The 16,673-nt window shown below is 61.6% G+C and carries 16 protein-coding genes; 10 read left to right on the forward strand and 6 right to left on the reverse strand.

Going from position 1 to position 16,673, the window contains the following annotated elements:
- Positions 1–253: 253 nt before the first annotated feature.
- The 4 genes from RCCGE510_RS17335 to RCCGE510_RS17350 all read left to right on the forward strand — a co-directional run bounded on the left by RCCGE510_RS17335 (position 254) and on the right by RCCGE510_RS17350 (position 5,662).
- Entirely contained in the window at positions 254–1,201 is a 948-nt protein-coding gene (locus RCCGE510_RS17335; protein ID WP_007632016.1) for an ornithine cyclodeaminase family protein, read from the forward strand.
- On the forward strand, positions 1,198–3,663 hold the full coding sequence (hrpB, locus tag RCCGE510_RS17340; RefSeq protein ID WP_007632018.1) for an ATP-dependent helicase HrpB: 2,466 nt from the start codon (positions 1,198–1,200) through the stop codon (positions 3,661–3,663). Before RCCGE510_RS17335 ends, hrpB begins: the two co-directional genes overlap by 4 nt.
- A gap of 23 nt (positions 3,664–3,686) precedes the next feature.
- A complete protein-coding gene (locus RCCGE510_RS17345; protein ID WP_007632020.1) occupies positions 3,687–5,015 on the forward strand; it encodes an ActS/PrrB/RegB family redox-sensitive histidine kinase in 1,329 nt (442 codons plus the stop codon).
- 68 nt (positions 5,016–5,083) lie between these two features.
- Positions 5,084–5,662 (forward strand): ActR/PrrA/RegA family redox response regulator transcription factor, encoded by a 579-nt coding sequence (locus RCCGE510_RS17350; RefSeq protein WP_007632021.1) that lies wholly within the window; start codon positions 5,084–5,086, stop codon positions 5,660–5,662.
- Positions 5,663–5,717: 55 nt separating this feature from the next.
- On the opposite strand, the gene RCCGE510_RS17355 is transcribed toward RCCGE510_RS17350, so the two are convergent.
- Complete coding sequence (locus RCCGE510_RS17355; RefSeq protein ID WP_007632022.1) at positions 5,718–6,212, reverse strand: MmcB family DNA repair protein; 495 nt, start codon at positions 6,210–6,212, stop codon at positions 5,718–5,720.
- A 179-nt stretch (positions 6,213–6,391) separates the two neighbouring features.
- Here RCCGE510_RS17355 and RCCGE510_RS17360 point away from each other — a divergent pair, with 179 nt between their 5' ends.
- Positions 6,392–7,075: a L,D-transpeptidase gene (locus tag RCCGE510_RS17360; protein ID WP_007632025.1), complete on the forward strand. Its 684-nt coding sequence runs from the start codon at positions 6,392–6,394 to the stop codon at positions 7,073–7,075.
- Between the two features lie 77 nt (positions 7,076–7,152).
- Here the strand turns inward: RCCGE510_RS17360 and RCCGE510_RS17365 are convergent, their stop codons facing one another.
- The 5 genes from RCCGE510_RS17365 to hslV form a co-directional block, all read right to left on the reverse strand.
- Entirely contained in the window at positions 7,153–9,324 is a 2,172-nt protein-coding gene (locus tag RCCGE510_RS17365) for a malate synthase G (RefSeq protein WP_007632038.1), read from the reverse strand.
- 84 nt (positions 9,325–9,408) lie between these two features.
- A complete protein-coding gene (locus RCCGE510_RS17370) occupies positions 9,409–10,821 on the reverse strand; it encodes a cytochrome P450 (protein WP_007632040.1) in 1,413 nt (470 codons plus the stop codon).
- 47 nt (positions 10,822–10,868) lie between these two features.
- Positions 10,869–11,816: a DUF1402 family protein gene (locus RCCGE510_RS17375; protein WP_007632041.1), complete on the reverse strand. Its 948-nt coding sequence runs from the start codon at positions 11,814–11,816 to the stop codon at positions 10,869–10,871.
- 190 nt (positions 11,817–12,006) lie between these two features.
- Positions 12,007–13,314: an ATP-dependent protease ATPase subunit HslU gene (gene hslU, locus RCCGE510_RS17380; protein WP_007632042.1), complete on the reverse strand. Its 1,308-nt coding sequence runs from the start codon at positions 13,312–13,314 to the stop codon at positions 12,007–12,009.
- Positions 13,315–13,405: 91 nt separating this feature from the next.
- Complete coding sequence (gene hslV / locus RCCGE510_RS17385) at positions 13,406–13,933, reverse strand: ATP-dependent protease subunit HslV (RefSeq protein WP_007632043.1); 528 nt, start codon at positions 13,931–13,933, stop codon at positions 13,406–13,408.
- A 176-nt stretch (positions 13,934–14,109) separates the two neighbouring features.
- Between hslV and hisB the strand changes: the two genes are divergently transcribed.
- Genes hisB through RCCGE510_RS17410 form a run of 5 tightly spaced genes read left to right on the forward strand, consistent with a single transcriptional unit; the run spans position 14,110 to position 16,667 of the window.
- Positions 14,110–14,718, forward strand: coding sequence for an imidazoleglycerol-phosphate dehydratase HisB (hisB, locus tag RCCGE510_RS17390; RefSeq protein ID WP_007632044.1), 609 nt, complete (start codon positions 14,110–14,112; stop codon positions 14,716–14,718).
- A gap of 21 nt (positions 14,719–14,739) precedes the next feature.
- Positions 14,740–15,225 carry a DUF2628 domain-containing protein gene (locus RCCGE510_RS17395; RefSeq protein WP_007632045.1) on the forward strand — a complete coding sequence of 162 codons (486 nt, stop codon included), beginning with the start codon at positions 14,740–14,742 and terminating at the stop codon, positions 15,223–15,225.
- A 2-nt stretch (positions 15,226–15,227) separates the two neighbouring features.
- Positions 15,228–15,878, forward strand: coding sequence for an imidazole glycerol phosphate synthase subunit HisH (gene hisH, locus RCCGE510_RS17400; protein ID WP_007632046.1), 651 nt, complete (start codon positions 15,228–15,230; stop codon positions 15,876–15,878).
- A gap of 52 nt (positions 15,879–15,930) precedes the next feature.
- Positions 15,931–16,113 carry a hypothetical protein gene (locus RCCGE510_RS17405; protein ID WP_037079141.1) on the forward strand — a complete coding sequence of 61 codons (183 nt, stop codon included), beginning with the start codon at positions 15,931–15,933 and terminating at the stop codon, positions 16,111–16,113.
- The gene (locus tag RCCGE510_RS17410) at positions 16,110–16,667 is read left to right on the forward strand and encodes a hypothetical protein (protein WP_007632048.1); all 558 of its coding nucleotides are present in this window, start codon (positions 16,110–16,112) and stop codon (positions 16,665–16,667) included. The genes RCCGE510_RS17405 and RCCGE510_RS17410 overlap by 4 nt, the downstream gene beginning before the upstream one ends.
- The last annotated feature ends 6 nt before the right edge of the window (positions 16,668–16,673 follow it).

The raw sequence follows: 16,673 nt of genomic DNA on the forward strand, positions 1-16,673 counted from the left end.
CCATCCCAAAAGTTTTTTGACAATTTTGTAACAGGCTGAAAATGAAGGGTTTTTAGCGACGCTTTCCAAAAACGACGAAATCGACCGCCCAAATGGGCGGTTTTTGAGATTCGTTTTCGCCAAATCCCCAGGAATGGCTTCGGCGAGGGAGACAAGGTCCATATGGGAAGCCTGATGCGGAATTCCAGGTGCTTGCCTATAACGCGCCTCAGTCGCTAATTTGGCGACGATAGAAGATCCGGCGGAGTGAAGAATGCTTGTCCTCGATGAAGAACAGACGCGCGCGGCCCTGCCCTGGCCGGAACTGATCGAGGCGATTGCCCGCATGTTCCAAAGCGAATGCGTGATGCCGGTGCGCCATCACCATGAGATGGACGTGCCGGGTGAGGAGAGCGCCACGCTGCTTTTGATGCCTGCCTGGGTTCCCGGACATTATGCCGGGGTAAAGACCGTCTCGGTCTTCCCTGGCAATATGCGGCGCGGCCTGCCGGCGATCTTCGGAACCTATCTTCTTTCCTCCGGCGCTACCGGCGAGATGCTGGCAGCGATCGACGGCGGCGAACTGACTGCGCGGCGGACGGCGGCGGCATCGGCGCTGGCGGCCCGTTATCTCGCCCGTGCCGACGCGGAGGAACTGCTCGTCTGCGGGACCGGTCGGCTGTCTCTCAACCTGATGTTTGCCCACGGCACGACCCGGCCCATCAAGAAGTACCGGGTCTGGGGCCGCAACCGACAAGCTGCTGAAACGATCGCGGCCGAAGCGCGGGCACTGGGGCTGGATGCCGAGGCGGTCGCAGATGCTGAAGCCGCGGCGCAGAAGGCCGATATCATTTCCTGCTCCACGCTTTCCAGCGAGCCGTTGATATCAGGCGAATGGCTGAAGCCCGGCGCCCATCTCGATCTCGTCGGCGCCTTCAAGCCCAGCATGCGCGAAAGCGACGACGAGGCGATCCGCCGCGCTTCGGTCTATGTCGATACCCGCGCCGGCGCCATCAGCGAGGCGGGTGATATCGTCCAGCCGCTGAAAAGCGGTGTGCTTAGGGAAAGCGACATCAGGGCAGAGCTTGCGGAACTGGTCAGCGGCGCCCATGGCGGGCGAGCCCATGATGAGGAAATCACGCTGTTCAAATCGGTCGGCGCAGCGCTCGAGGATCTTGCCGGGGCAATTCTTGCCTATGAGACAGTGACGGGCCGAAAGTGACGATCAGCGCATCATTGCCGGAACTTCCGGTTTCACATGTCCTGCCGGCCGTCGGTGCGGCGTTGGCTGACGAGGGACGCGCCGTTCTTTCGGCGCCGCCCGGCGCCGGCAAGACGACGCTGGTGCCGCTTTACCTGCTTGACCAAGCCTGGCGCGGCGATGGCAAGATCATTCTGCTGGAGCCGCGGCGGCTGGCAGCGCGGGCGGCGGCAAGCCGGATGGCGTCATTAATCGGCGAACAGGTTGGCGGCACGGTCGGCTACCGCATGCGCCTCGACAACCGGATATCGGCAGCGACACGGATCGAGGTGGTGACCGAGGGCGTTTTCGCCCGGATGATCCTCGACGATCCGGAACTGACGGGCGTCTCTGTCGTCATCTTCGACGAATTCCACGAGCGTTCGCTCGATGCCGATTTCGGACTGGCGCTGGCGCTCGACGTCCAATCGGCTCTGCGCGAGGATCTGCGTATCCTGGTGATGTCGGCGACCCTCGACGTCGAACGTGTGGCGGCCCTGCTCGATCATCCGCCTGTGATCGAAAGTCTGGGGCGTAGCTTTCCGATCGATATCCGGTACCGGGATCGGCCGGGCGGCGAGCGCGTCGAGGATGCGGTCACGCGGGCGATACTCGATGCCCATGCCGATGAGGCCGGCTCGATCCTCGCTTTCCTGCCCGGACAGGCGGAAATCACCCGGACGGTGGAACGGCTGCAGGGACGATTCGGAGCCGAAACACTGATTGCGCCGCTCTATGGCAATCTCAGCCAGAAGGAGCAGGATGCGGCAATCCGACCGGCCTCCAAGGGAACACGCAAGATCGTACTGGCGACATCGATCGCCGAAACCTCGATCACCATCGACGGGGTCAGGATCGTGATCGACAGCGGGCTGCAGCGTCTGCCGGTGTTCGAGGCGTCGACCGGGATCACCCGATTGGAGACGGTGCGCGTGTCACGGGCTTCCGCCGATCAGCGGACGGGCCGTGCCGGACGAACGGAACCGGGTATCGCCGTCAGGCTATGGCACCAGGGACAGACAGCGGGCTTGCCTGCCTTCACGCCGCCGCAGATCCTTTCGAGCGATCTTTCCGGGCTGGTGCTTGATCTCGCCCATTGGGGCGTTCAGGATCCAGGATCGCTTGCCTTTGTCGACCAGCCGCCGGAAACGACACTCAGGGAAGCGCGGGTGCTGCTTGGCCAGCTCGGCGCGCTCGACAAGGATGGGGCGCTGACAGCCCGCGGCAAGGTGATGCGCGATCTCGCTTTGCCGCCGCGGCTTGCCGCCATGGTCGTTTCAGCAGGCGAATCAGGGCACGCCCGGGATGCGGCATTGATTGCCGTGCTTCTGACCGAACAGGGCCTGGGCGGAACGAACATCGATATCGAGGAGCGGCTGCGACGCTTCAAGGCTGAGCGCGGCGAAAGAGCAGAGGCCTCACGGCGACTGGCGGGGCGGCTGGCGAGCGGCCTCGACACCGTTACCGCAACGGCGCCAGCGCTTGCGGGCCAGCTGCTGCTGCATGCGTTCCCGGATCGGATCGCGCTTCAGCGCGGCGGGCGCGGCCGATTCGTGATGGCGAACGGTCGGGGCGCGGAGCTACCGGAAACCGAGAGGCTGGCCGGCAGCCAGATGCTTGTTATCGCCGATCTCACCGGGCGGGCAGCGCGGGGGCGGGTATTGGCGGCAGCCGAGGTAACACGCGGCGATATCGACGCCGAGCTGCCCGGCGAGATCAAAACCGGCGATCAGATCTTTTTCGACCGGCAAAGCCGACAGATACGGGCGCGGCGGGCTACCCGGCTCGGTGCGATTGTCTTCGAAGAGACGCCCTTGCCACGGCCTTCCGGGGCCGCGGTCACCCAGGCACTGGTGGAGGGCGTGCGCGAGCTGGGGCTCGATCATCTCGCCTTCTCGAAGGAGGCCGTGCAGCTTCGCGAGCGGATCGGATTCCTTCACAGGACGATCGGCGAGCCCTGGCCCGATGTCGGCGACGATGCCCTGCTTTCGCGGCTGGACGATTGGTTCGGCCCGTTTCAGACAGAGGCCCGCGGCCTTTCCGAGATTTCCGCAGCCGGGCTGTCGAACGGGCTGCTGTCGTTGGTGCCGCACGAGGTGCAACGCGACCTTAGCCGACTTGCGCCGACCCATTTCGAAGCGCCGACCGGCCAGAGGCACCCGATCCAATATGAGGGCGAGGAGCCGGTGTTGACGATCCGCGTGCAGGAGCTGTTCGGGCTGAAGCAGCACCCGGCCATTGCCGGCGGCCGTCTGCCGCTGCTGCTCGAACTGACCTCGCCGGCGCATCGGCCGATCCAGACGACCCGCGACCTGCCGGGCTTCTGGGCCGGCTCGTGGAGAGATGTGCGTGCCGATATGCGCGGACGTTATCCCCGGCATCCCTGGCCGGAGCGGCCGGAAGAGGCGTTGCCGACGACACGGGCGAAACCGCGTGGTACATGAGCGCCATCCAAGGAGACCCCGGCATGATCGACACGCCCGGCACGATTGACAAGACGCAAAGCCTCACGCTGGAGGACAGGTACAGCAGCCGCAGGCTACGCCTGCAGACGCTGGTGCGGCTGCGCTGGCTTGCCGTCTGCGGACAGGCGCTGACGGTGTTCATCGTGGCCTTCTGGCTGAAATTTTCCTTGCCGCTGATTGCCAGCTCTTCGCTGATCGCCGCCCTTGCCTGGGTGAATTTCTACCTGACGATCCGTTATCCGCCGACCCACCGGCTGGGACCGCCGGCCGCCTTTGCGCTGCTCGGCTTCGATCTTCTGCAGCTGTGCGCGCTGCTCTTCATCACCGGCGGCCTCGCCAACCCTTTCGCAGCGCTGGTCTGCGTGCCGGTCATCATTTCGTTTGCCTCGCAGCCGATCCGTTACAGCACAGCGCTGATCGGCTTTGCGATGGGGTGCATCACGGTGCTTGCCTTTTCGCCTTTTCCGCTGCCCTGGTTCGACGGTGTCGAGATCAACGTCCATAACGTCATGCAGTTCGGGGTCTGGTGCTCGATCGCCTCGACCATGGCCTTCGCCGCCTTCTATGCCTACCGTGTCTCGCTGGAAGCGAGCCAGCTTGCCGATGCGCTGGCTGCGACCGAACTGGTGCTGCAGCGGGAAAAACACCTTTCGCAGCTCGACGGGCTGGCGGCGGCGGCCGCCCACGAGCTCGGTACGCCGCTGGCGACGATCAGCGTCGTCGCCAAGGAAATGGAGCGGGAACTCAAGGACGACGATCGTTTCCGCGAGGACGTGATGCTGCTGCGCAGCCAGAGCGAACGCTGCCGTGACATCCTGCGGCGGCTGACGACACTGTCCTCCGAAGGCGAAGCGCATATGCGCCGGCTGCCGCTTTCCTCGATGATCGAGGAGGTAGTCGCACCACATCGGGAATTCGGCATCATCTTGGAGCTGATCGAAAAGAGCCCGCGCAAGGACGAACCGGTGACCGACCGCAATGCCGGCATCATGTACGGGCTCGGCAACCTTATCGAAAACGCCGTCGATTATGCGCGGGAGAAAGTGATCGTCACAGTCGAGCATGATCACGATAAAGTGCTGATCGTCATCGAGGATGACGGCAACGGCTATGCGCCGGATATCCTGACGCGGATCGGCGAACCCTACATGACCAAGCGGCAGAAAGAGGATACGGCGGGCGGGCTCGGCCTCGGGCTTTTCATCGCCAAGACGCTGCTGGAGCGCTCGGGGGCATCACTGATTTTCGAGAATCGCGACCCGGAAAGTGCGGGCGCGCGCATCCGGATCGAATGGCCGCGGATGCTGATCGACGCAAATTCGACAAAGTGACTTTGTCGGCATAAACAGGATATAAGCGGTTGACGCAGATCGGGCGCTCAAGCGCCAGGACCAAGACGATGACAGAACAAAATCACGAAAATTTCGCCGCGGCGGATGAAGACCATATCGGTCCTGATGCCAGCCTGCTGATCGTCGACGACGATGGGCCGTTCCTGCGCCGGCTGGCCCGGGCGATGGAGATGCGCGGCTTCCGGGTGGAGACGGCCGAATCAGTGGCGGAAGGGGTTGCGAAATCGAGAGGCAGACCGCCGAAATATGCGGTGGTCGATCTCCGGCTCGGCGACGGCAATGGGCTCGACGTCATCGAAGCTATCCGCCAGCGGCGCGACGATACCAGGATCATCGTGCTGACCGGCTACGGCAATATCGCAACAGCGGTCACCGCCGTGAAGCTCGGCGCCGTCGATTACCTGGCAAAGCCCGCGGATGCCGACGACGTCTTTTCGGCGTTGACGCAGCGGCCGGGTGAAAAGGCCGAGCTTCCGGAGAACCCGATGTCGGCCGACCGGGTGCGCTGGGAACATATCCAGCGGGTCTATGAAATGTGCGAGCGTAACGTCTCGGAAACGGCGCGCCGGCTCAACATGCACCGGCGGACGCTGCAGCGTATCCTTGCCAAACGGGCGCCGAAATAAACAAGCCTGGCCGTGGTCGTTATTTAGAATCACTGCACGCTTTTGTGCGGCATGCTTAGACATCATCGACGGTATACGGCTTTCCGTTGGCCCATTCGGCCATCATCAGCCTCTGCGCGGCGGCACGTGAGAAATTGAGCGTGACAGATTTTCGCGTGGCCGGGGCCAAACGGTGTTCCGGCGCCTCGCGAATCATATGAGCGCCATAACCATCCGAGAGGAAAAGCCCGCACTCCTCGGGAAAGATGTCGAGCGGCACACCTTCGTGAGTCGCGAAGAACAACCGGTCGCAATGCTGCCTGTATTCCGGCCATTTGCGATCCACCCTGAAATCCTCGATCGAGGTCTTGATTTCGATAATCCAGACCTCGCCCTTTTCCGAAACAGTGATCAAATCCGCACGGCGGCCGCTGGCGAGCGGCAGTTCGGGCAGCACGGCGTGGCGCATTTCATGCAGTAAAATCTGCGTTCCGCGCCGCACCATCATGGCTCTGTCCGATTGCCGGCCATCGATTAACGGATTGTTATTGTAAACGCTCAAAATCGTCATGGATAACCCTAGCAGGGGCTGGCGCGTTGTTGCAAAAAAACCATGCGCTTCTAATTTGCGCCGCAGATGGATTTGTCGCGCAGCAGTAGCCTTGCAAAGCGCAAGTTAATCGAAAATAAACCATAATCAACGATGGTCGAAAGACTGTTCTCCTTGCCCCAAAACTTCAAGAGTCATCTATGCGCATCCGCAATGCATTCCCGGTATTTGGCCTGCTGACAACGCTGGCACTGGCCGGTTGCTCCTCGACATCAGACAGCGCATCCGTCGACGACAAGGGCGCAGGCCCGACGGTACAGACAGCCCAGATCTTCAATGACGCCTATGGCGTGACCAAGGATGCCGGATACTCTCTGCCGGCGATCCCGATCGACCGGGTCAAGCCGCAGTTCCGCCGCCAGGTCGTCAGCTACGAGACCACCGAGCGTCCCGGTACGATCATCGTCAACACGCGCGAGCGCTTCCTCTATTACATCCTGGCCAACGGCAAGGCGATGCGCTACGGCATCGGCGTCGGCAAGCAGGGCTTCGCCTGGGCCGGCACCGCTTACGTCGCCTGGAAGCAGGAATGGCCGACCTGGCACCCGCCGAAGGAAATGGCCGCTCGCCGCCCTGACGTCGCCAAGTATGTCGAAGACGGCATGGGCCCGGGTCTCAGCAATCCGCTCGGCGCACGCGCCATGTATCTCTTCAACGATGACGGCAAGGACACGCTGTTCCGCCTGCACGGCACACCGGAATGGGCTTCGATCGGCACGGCTGCTTCCTCGGGCTGCATTCGCCTGATGAACCAGGACGTCATCGACCTCTATAGCCGCGTCCGTCCCGGCAAGGGCACGTCCAAGGTCGTCGTTATCCAGTAAGGTAGATAGCGAATTCGGTATAAAAAAGGCCGCCGGACTGTCGTTCCGGCGGCCTTTTCGTATTCTGATACCTACTCTCAACCGGCCTGTTTCGCCTTGAGTTCAAGGCGGCGGCGATGAAGCACCGGCTCGGTATAGCCGTTCGGCTGCTCCCTGCCCTTCAGGACGAGATCGAGGGCGGCCTGGAAGGCGATCGAGCCGTCGAAATTGCCGGCCATCGGCTGATAGGCGGGATCCTGTTCGTTCTGCCGGTCGACGACAGCGGCCATGCGCTGCATCGTTTCGACGATCTGAGCCTCGGTAACGACCTTGTGGTGCAGCCAGTTCGCCATGTGCTGGGCCGAAATGCGCAATGTCGCACGATCCTCCATCAGGCCGACATTGTTGATATCGGGCACCTTCGAGCAACCAACGCCCTGGTCGACCCAGCGCACGACGTAGCCGAGAATGCCTTGGGCATTGTTGTCGAGTTCGCGCTGGATTTCCTCCGGCGTCCAGTTCGGCCGCACCGCAACCGGCACCGAGAGAATGTCGGAGAGCTTGGCGCGGGCGCGATCCTTCAGCCCCTGCTGAACCCTGGCGACATTGACCCGGTGATAATGGGTGACATGCAGGGTCGCGGCCGTCGGCGACGGGACCCAAGCGGTGTTGGCGCCGGCCTTCGGATGGGCGATCTTCTGCTCCAGCATCGCCGCCATCAGATCCGGCATCGCCCACATGCCCTTGCCGATCTGGGCATGGCCGGCCAGACCGCATTCGAGGCCGATATCGACGTTCCAGTTTTCATAGGCCGCGATCCAGGCCGCCTGGCGCATGTCGCCCTTGCGAATCATCGGGCCCGCTTCCATCGAGGTGTGGATCTCGTCGCCGGTGCGGTCGAGGAAACCGGTATTGATAAAGACGACGCGCTCGCGGGCAGCACGGATGCATTCCTTGAGATTGATCGTGGTGCGCCGCTCTTCATCCATGATGCCCATCTTGATGGTGTTGCGCGCCAGGCCGAGCGCGTCTTCGACCCGCGAGAAGATCTCGACGGCGAAAGCCACCTCTTCCGGCCCATGCATCTTCGGCTTGACCACATACATGGAGCCGGTGCGGGAATTCTTCCTGCGGCCGGCCGGGCCGATATCATAAAGCGCAATAAGGCCGGTAATGACGGCATCCATGATGCCCTCCGGCACTTCGATGCCGTCGCGGTCGAGGATCGCCGGATTGGTCATCAGGTGGCCGACATTGCGCACCAGCATCAGCGAGCGGCGATGCACCTCGAACGAGGCGCCGTTCGGGCCGGTATATTGCAGATCCGGATTGAGCTTGCGGATGAAGCTCGTTCCGCCCTTTGCCACCTCTTCCTGCAGATCGCCCTTCATCAGGCCGAGCCAGTTGCGGTAGACGACGACCTTGTCCTCGGCGTCGACGGCGGCGATCGAATCCTCGCAATCCATAATCGTCGTGATCGCCGATTCCAGCCAGACGTCGGAGATATGAGCCGGATCGGTCTTGCCGATCGCCGTCGTCGCATCGATGACGACCTCGATATGGATGCCGTTGTTCTTCAGGAGAATATGCGTCGGGGCGGCGGCATCGCCGCGATAGCCGGCAAAATGCCCGCCATCTCCAAGCATTGCCTGCTCGCCATCGGTCGATCTGATCGCGAGCGCTCCGTCCTTGACGGCAAAACTGCCGACATCTTTCCAGCTGCTATCCTGAAGCGGCACCGACATATCGAGAAAATCTCGCACCCAGGCGATGACCTTCTCGCCGCGCTTCGGATTGTAGCCCTTGCCCTTTTCAGCGCCGTCGGTCTCGGGAATGGCGTCCGTGCCATAAAGCGCATCATAGAGCGAGCCCCAGCGGGCATTGGCGGCATTGAGCGCATAACGAGCGTTCATGACCGGAACGACCAGCTGCGGGCCGGCGATCGAGGCGATCTCAGGATCGACGTTTTCGGTCGAAACCTGGAAATCCGAACCCTCAGGCAAGAGATAGCCGATTTCGCGGAGGAAAGACTGGTATTCGTCCATATCCGCAGGCGAGCCATGCCGGCGATACCAGTCGTCGATCTTGACCTGCAGCTCGTCACGTTTTGCCAGCAGCGCACGATTCCTAGGGGCGAGATCGTGAACGATCGCCGAAAAACCGGCAAAGAACCTGTCCGCGTCGACCGCTAGCCCTGGCAGCACCTCGTTGACGAGGAAATCATGAAGGACGGCTTCGACGGCAAGACCGTTCTTATCAATGCGGTTCATGCGGCATTCTCCCTGGCACGACTTTGAATGCTGCCACTTTGCCCGGCTTTCATTCACAGTCAATTCCGCAATAATTCGAAAGATTTATGCTTTTGTGGAAATTATGCGCGGCGTCACGCGCATCGGAAGCCCATTCTGTGGCTGCGTCGTCAGTTTCTGCACCGGCCAAGGATTGGTCTCGTCGGTGGAATCGAAGCGATAGCGATGCATCAGGACGGCAAGCGCAATCACCGCCTCTTGAAGCGCAAAGGTTGCGCCGATGCAGACACGCGGACCGGCGCCGAAAGGCAGGAACTGGAAGCGGCCGATAGAGCCGCGATTTTCCGGCAGGAAGCGTTCCGGCATATAGGCGCGCGGCCTATCCCAGTGAAGTTCGTGGCGATGTAACGTCCAGGGCATGACGAGCACCGTGACATCGGCCTCGATCTCGACCCGCTCACCCTTGGGGCTTGTCCAGGAATCAGCCGCTATGGCGGCGCGGTTGATGGATGGTGCCGGCGGATAGAGGCGCAAAGCCTCCTCGAAGGCGGCGCGCGTCTGCGGCATCAAATCTAGCCATTCCACCGGTTCGGCGCCAGTGGCGAGCACCGCGTCGATTTCTACTTCCATTGCCTCACGGATATGCGGGCTGTTCGATACGCAATATAGCGTCCAGGCCAACGCCCGTGCTGTGGTCTCATGCCCGGCGCCGATAAACGTCAGAATATTGTCTTCAATTTCCTCCTTCGTCAGCCCGTCAGGGCCGGCCTGTTCCAGCAGCAGGGTCAGGAAATCTTCGGGCGCGGTGGCGCGATCGGCCTTCATCTTCGTCAGCCGCGTGTCCATCGTGTTGCGGACGATAGCGCGGAATTTCTCCAGCACTTTCTGACCGCCGATGCGTGTCACACGTGGAACCCAGGACGGGGCGCGCATCAGATCCATCGGATCGACGCGGCCCATGCGATGTAGGAGATCATTGACGTCATCGGCGAAATTGCCGCTTGAGGTGACGATTTCACCGGAGAATAACGTGTCGGCGAGAATCGCGAAGGTCAGCTCGGTCATGTCGATGCTGATATCGAAAATCGCTCCCGCCTCGCCTGCGCTCTCATATTTGCCGGCATAGTCTTCAGACTGGCGCAACATCTGCCCGGCGAAGCCTTGGGCATGGCGGGGCGTGAAAACCGGCGCCACCGCCTTGCGTGATCTTTTCCAGACAGGACCTTCGGCGGTCAGAAGACCATCGCGCAGGATCGGACGCAGGACGAGCTGGCGCACATCCGACATGCGGTAATTATTGGCATTGTCGACCAGCACATGTTTGATCAGGCCGGGATCATTGACGATCAGCGTCCGCTGGCCAAAGAAATTGGTGTGGATCCAGGGCAGCGTGTAAGACGGCTCGCCCCAGAGTTCGAGCGGGTTGCGCAGGATGACGCGGATGATTTCCATCCGGCTCGGCGGCACGGTGCGCGGCAGCGGTGCCGGCGGGACGAAGGGGTCCGGACGCATGTCCATCGGAAAAGCCTTTCGGGGAAAATCGACGCTTCCCGTCAGGCGTGAAGCTAGAGCAGGCCCTTGAGTTCGTCCAGCTTGTCGTTGATCAGCCAGCCGTAATAATTCTCCTCGGGCCAGACGGTCGCGCCGGCGGAGCGGTTTTTCGCAGCAAGGGCTGCGGCGCGCTGGCGCGAGTTGCCGACATTATAAAGCGTCGCGGTCAGGCCGGGATTGCCCGAGATGTCCATGCCGGCGATCTCCTTGTAATCGTCGATCGACCGGCGGATCGAGGCGGCGACAAAGGCGAGCGAGATATCGGGATCCATGATGGACTTGTAGACGGCGCCGGCATTCTTCTCGTTCAGCTTCGGATAACCGGAGACGCGGGCAACGAGATCGGAGAGCATCAGCGCCGTCAACGGATTGACCTGGCCGAGGCCGAAGGTCTGACCGGCATAGAAGGGCTGGAAGAAGACCGCGCTGAAGCGGTTGTCGGGGAAGCTCTTGCCCCCCACGGTCTTGCCGCGGAAATCGCTTTCCCAGACATCCTCGCGGCAGGACCACAGCGTGTAGGAATCGCTCTTGCCTTTGCACTCGGCAAATTGCGGCCGCGCCACGAAGTCGTCGACGTTTTCGCCGTCATAAGCGAAGCGGAAGCTTTCTCCGGCATAGGAGGCAGCCTTGACATAATAGGATTGCAGCCGGTCGTAAGCGTCGACATTATAGGTGTGTTCGCCAACGATCGCGCCGACGACATGGATGGGATTGATGCCGTAAGCGCTGGAAACCTTGCGGATCTTGCCCATCAGCTCGCGATCGGTGGCCAGAAGCTCGTGGACCTTCTCATACTTCAGATCGAAGCTGCTCTTGGTTCCCTTGGTGCGCCGGACGGACGCGCCCGGAATATCGGGCTGCTCGGCATGACGGTTGCCAGCCGGCACCGTCTGCATTGCGAAGGCGGGCGCCGAATTCACCAGGGCAACGGCAATCAAAAGGCTTGTCAAAAGGCGTCGCACGATCCGCTATCCCGTCCGGTTCCATCGTCCTGTTTGCGATGCGGCTGACTGGACCAGAATCTTGGCCGAATAAAGCCGTAGCGGAAAACAAAACGGGCCTTCACTAAAAAGTAAAAGGCCCGCTGTCGAGAGTGGAGTTCGTCACAATCCGGTATTCACATCGGGAAAGACCCGGACCGGTGCGCCGATATCACAGAATGAAACGCGAGAGATCGGTATTCTGCGCGAGATCGCCGACATGTTCGCGCACATAGGCGGCATCGATCGTGACGGCCGTGCCGCCCCGATCCGGCGCATTGTAGGAGATCTCGTCCAGGACCCGCTCCATCACCGTCTGCAGACGGCGGGCGCCGATATTCTCGACGGAGGAGTTCAAATGCACGGCGACATCGGCAAGCGCGTCGATCGCATCGTCGGTGAATTCGAGGCTCAGGCTTTCGGTTTCCATCAACGCGCGATACTGGCGGATGAGGCTTGCTTCTGTCTCGGTCAGGATCCGGCGGAAATCCTCCTTGTTCAGCGGACGCAATTCGACACGGATCGGCAGGCGACCCTGCAGTTCCGGCAGAAGATCCGAGGGTTTGGAGACATGGAAGGCGCCGGAGGCGATGAAGAGGATATGGTCCGTCTTCACCGGCCCATATTTGGTCGAGACCGTGGTGCCTTCGACGAGCGGCAAGAGGTCGCGCTGCACGCCTTCGCGCGAAACGCCGGCGCCCATGCCGCCGTCGCGGGCGGCGATCTTGTCGATTTCGTCGAGAAAGACGATACCGTCATTCTCGGTGGAGCGAACGGCCTCGCGCTGGATCACCTCATTGTCGATCAGCTTGTCGGATTCATCGCGGATCAGGTCGCTATAGGAAGCCTTGACCGTCGTGCGGACCTTCTTGGTGCGTCCGCCCATTGCCTTGCCGAACATTTCCGACAGGTTGAGCACGCCGATATTGGCGCCCGGCATGCCGGGTATTTCGAAGCCACCCATGCCGGAACCGGCATCGGCCACCTCAATGTCGATTTCCTTGTCGTCGAGTTCGCCGTCCCTCAGCTTCTTGCGGAAGTTTTCGCGGGTGGCGGGCGACGCGGTGGTGCCGACCAGCGCATCGAGAACTCGCTCCTCGGCGCTGACATGAGCCTTGGCCTGGACCTCAGTCCGTTTCTTCTCACGCACCAGGCCGATGCCGACCTCGACCAGATCGCGGATGATCTGCTCGACATCGCGGCCGACATAGCCGACTTCGGTGAATTTGGTCGCTTCCACCTTGATGAAAGGCGCGCCGGCGAGTTTTGCCAGGCGGCGGGAGATCTCGGTCTTGCCGACGCCGGTCGGGCCGATCATCAAAATGTTCTTCGGCATGACTTCGTCGCGCAAGCTCGGGTCGAGCTGCTGACGACGCCAGCGGTTGCGCAGAGCAATCGCGACGGCACGTTTGGCATCATGCTGGCCGATAATGTAGCGGTCGAGTTCGGAAACGATCTCGCGGGGGGAAAAAGTCGTCATTGCGTGTCATTCTCCTGGCGGTCCGGAACCATCAGCGCCCGGCCGCAATTCGTCTTTGTTCGCCGCCGCGGCGGCTGGAAGGCCCCGAGGTTCAGCCTTCGACATCCAGCGATTCCACCACGATATTATGGTTGGTGTAGACGCAGATGTCGGCGGCGATATCGAGAGCGCGGCGGGCGATCTCTTCGGCCGATTTGTCGGTATCCATCAGTGCGCGGGCGGCGGCGAGCGCAAAATTGCCGCCAGAGCCGATCGCCGTCGTGCCATGCTCAGGCTCGAGCACATCGCCATTGCCGGTGATCGCCAGCGTGATCGACTTGTCGGCGACGAGCATCATGGCTTCGAGATTACGCAGGTATTTGTCGGTGCGCCAGTCCTTGGCGAGCTCGACGGCGGCGCGCATCAGCTGACCTGGATATTGCTCCAGCTTCTTTTCCAGCCTTTCGAGCAGGGTAAAGGCATCGGCAGTGGCGCCGGCGAAACCGGCGATGACTTCGCCCTTGCCGATACGGCGCACCTTGCGGGCATTGCCCTTCATGACGGTCTGGCCGAGGCTCACCTGGCCGTCGCCGGCCATCACCACCTTACCGCCTTTTCGAACTGTAATGATTGTTGTCATCAAACACCTGTCTGCCCACGACGCGGGCGTTTACGCGAGACCACATATTGGCCCTGTTGAACCCTATGTAAGTGGGCCGGCGCCGTTTGCAAATGGGCCGGCTTTTCTCCTGCCCGGCTTCTGGATATTTGCCGATGCGCCTGATAAGGAACGGCCTTATTCCGATGGAGGGCCATATGGCCGAGACTGCAGCAAGCCGTACGGGCAGCGTTTCCCGCAAGACCAACGAAACGTCGATTTCCGTCTCCGTCAATCTCGACGGCACCGGAAAATCGAAGATTTCGACCGGCGTCGGCTTCTTCGACCATATGCTCGACCAGCTTTCGCGGCATTCCCTCATCGATATGGAGATCGAGGCCAAGGGCGATCTGCATATCGACGACCACCACACGGTCGAGGATACCGGCATCGCCATCGGCCAGGCGATCTCCAAGGCGCTCGGCGAGCGGCGCGGCATCACGCGCTACGCTTCGATCGACCTTGCCATGGACGAGACGATGACCAAGGCCGCCGTCGATCTTTCCGGCCGGCCGTTCCTCGTTTGGAACGTCGCCTTCAGCGCGCCGAAGATTGGCACGTTCGACACCGAACTCGTTCGCGAATTCTTCCAGGCGCTCGCCCAGAACGCCGGCATCACCTTGCATATTCTCAATCACTATGGCGCCAACAACCACCATATTGCCGAGACATGCTTCAAGGCCGTCGCCCGCGCATTGCGCACGGCGACAGAGATCGATCCGAGACAGACGGGCCGTGTTCCCTCGACCAAGGGCACGCTCGTCTGAGCCCTTCCAGGGAGCGGCGACATGACATCAAGCTATATTTTCCTGACACCACCCGGCAGCACCAGCGCCGCGGTCAACGAGACGCGAACCATCCGCGACGGCTTCACGCTGCTCGGCTTCCTCTTCCCATGGCTGTGGCTGCTGGCCCATCGGCTTTGGCTGCCTGCGGCCGCGGCCTTTCTGCTGCAGGGCCTCGGTGGAGCGCTGATGGAAGAGCCGGGTCTCGGGCTGGCGGGAGCGGCCATCATGCTGGGCGTGAATGTAGTGGTCGGCCTCGAGGGCCAGAATTTGCGCATCCGCACGCTGGCCGCCAAAGGCTGGAACGAAGACGCGCTGATCGCAGCCGATACGATCGGCATTGCCGAGCAGGTCTATTTTTCGGACAGGCCGGCGACCGCGAATAGCGATGATGCAGTGACACCGGACTGGGACAACAGGACCCGGCCGAACCGCCCGCCTGGTCAAGCCACATCGCTTGGTCTCTTTGGTTTTGATGGAGGACGCTGACGATGCGCGTCGCGATTATCGACTACGGCTCCGGTAACCTTCGCTCGGCGACCAAGGCTTTCGAGCGGGCCGCGCGCGAGGCAGGCATCGATGCGCATATCGATCTCACCGACAGGGCAGAGGATGTTGCCGCGGCCGATCGTATCGTGCTTCCCGGTGTCGGCGCCTATGCCGATTGCCGGCGCGGCCTCGATGCCGTGCCCGGAATGGCCGAGGTGTTGATCGAGGCCGTCGAGAAGAAAGCGCGGCCGTTCCTCGGCATCTGCGTCGGCATGCAGCTGATGTCCTCGCGCGGCCTCGAGAAGACCGTGACGCACGGCTTTAACTGGATTGCCGGCGACGTCGTCGGGATGACGCCTGATGATCCTCAACTGAAGATCCCGCAGATCGGCTGGAACACGCTCGACCTGAAGCGCGACCATCCACTCTTTGATGGTATCGCGACCGGCCCGGAGGGACTGCATGCCTATTTCGTGCACTCTTACCAGCTTGCCGCCGAAAACGACGACGACGTCATCGCGACCGTTGACTACGGTGGTGCGATGACCGCCGTCGTCGGGCGCGACAACATGGTTGGCGCCCAGTTTCACCCGGAAAAGAGCCAGAAGCTCGGGCTGGCGCTGATCACCAATTTCCTGCGCTGGAATCCGTGATACCGCCGCCTTATTTCCCCTTTAAGGAAACGGCGGAACAGGAGTGCGTTCGATGCCGGCGTCGCGGAAATCAGGCAAGGTGATCTACACGTTGCGGCCTTGCAGAGAGGGCCTGCCTGCCTTTTCTGATATCAAGCTTCCCTGCGGCACGATCATTCGCCGTGTCGATGAGGCCCTCCACAGGAAGGCGCTTTCCAATGCGACCAAGGCGTTGAAAGAAAGGCTGGACCGATGACCCACGAATTCTTGGCCGGCAACGAGAATTCGCAGCTCCGCGCCAACGGGATCAACGCCGGCGACATCGCAGAAGCCGTGCTGGAATTCTATATCGAAGGCGAGGACGATCTGATCGGCCTGCTTGCCTACGCCCTCTACGAGCGACAGAAGCGTGATTTCGTTGTCAGCCATCGCAAGCGCAACGCCGGCCGTTCGCCCAATGAGGCCGAGCTGGCCGCCGTCACCAGCAACTATCTCTCGACCGACTTGCGCAACACGCTGCGTGACCGCGCCTCGCAGATCCTTTCGAGCTATGCCGAAACCTATGTGGAGGCAATGGAACCGGAGATCCGGCTGGCCGCCGTCAACAACGATGCGCTGCGAAAGGTGCGTGACATCGAAAAATCGATGAAGCGGCGCCTCGGCTTCTGGCGGCAGGTCCGGGCCGGCCTTACCATTGCTCTGCTGCTGCTTCTGCTTTTCGGCGCGGCCACCTTTGCCGCTGTCTTTTTCCACTCGGATATCGTAGATGCGTGGAATGCGCTGATGGTACCGACCACTCTACGGACGTAAGACGAC

Origin of the sequence: Rhizobium sp. CCGE 510 (genome assembly GCF_000292525.1) — a bacterium.
Taxonomy (GTDB): Bacteria; Pseudomonadota; Alphaproteobacteria; order Rhizobiales; family Rhizobiaceae; genus Rhizobium.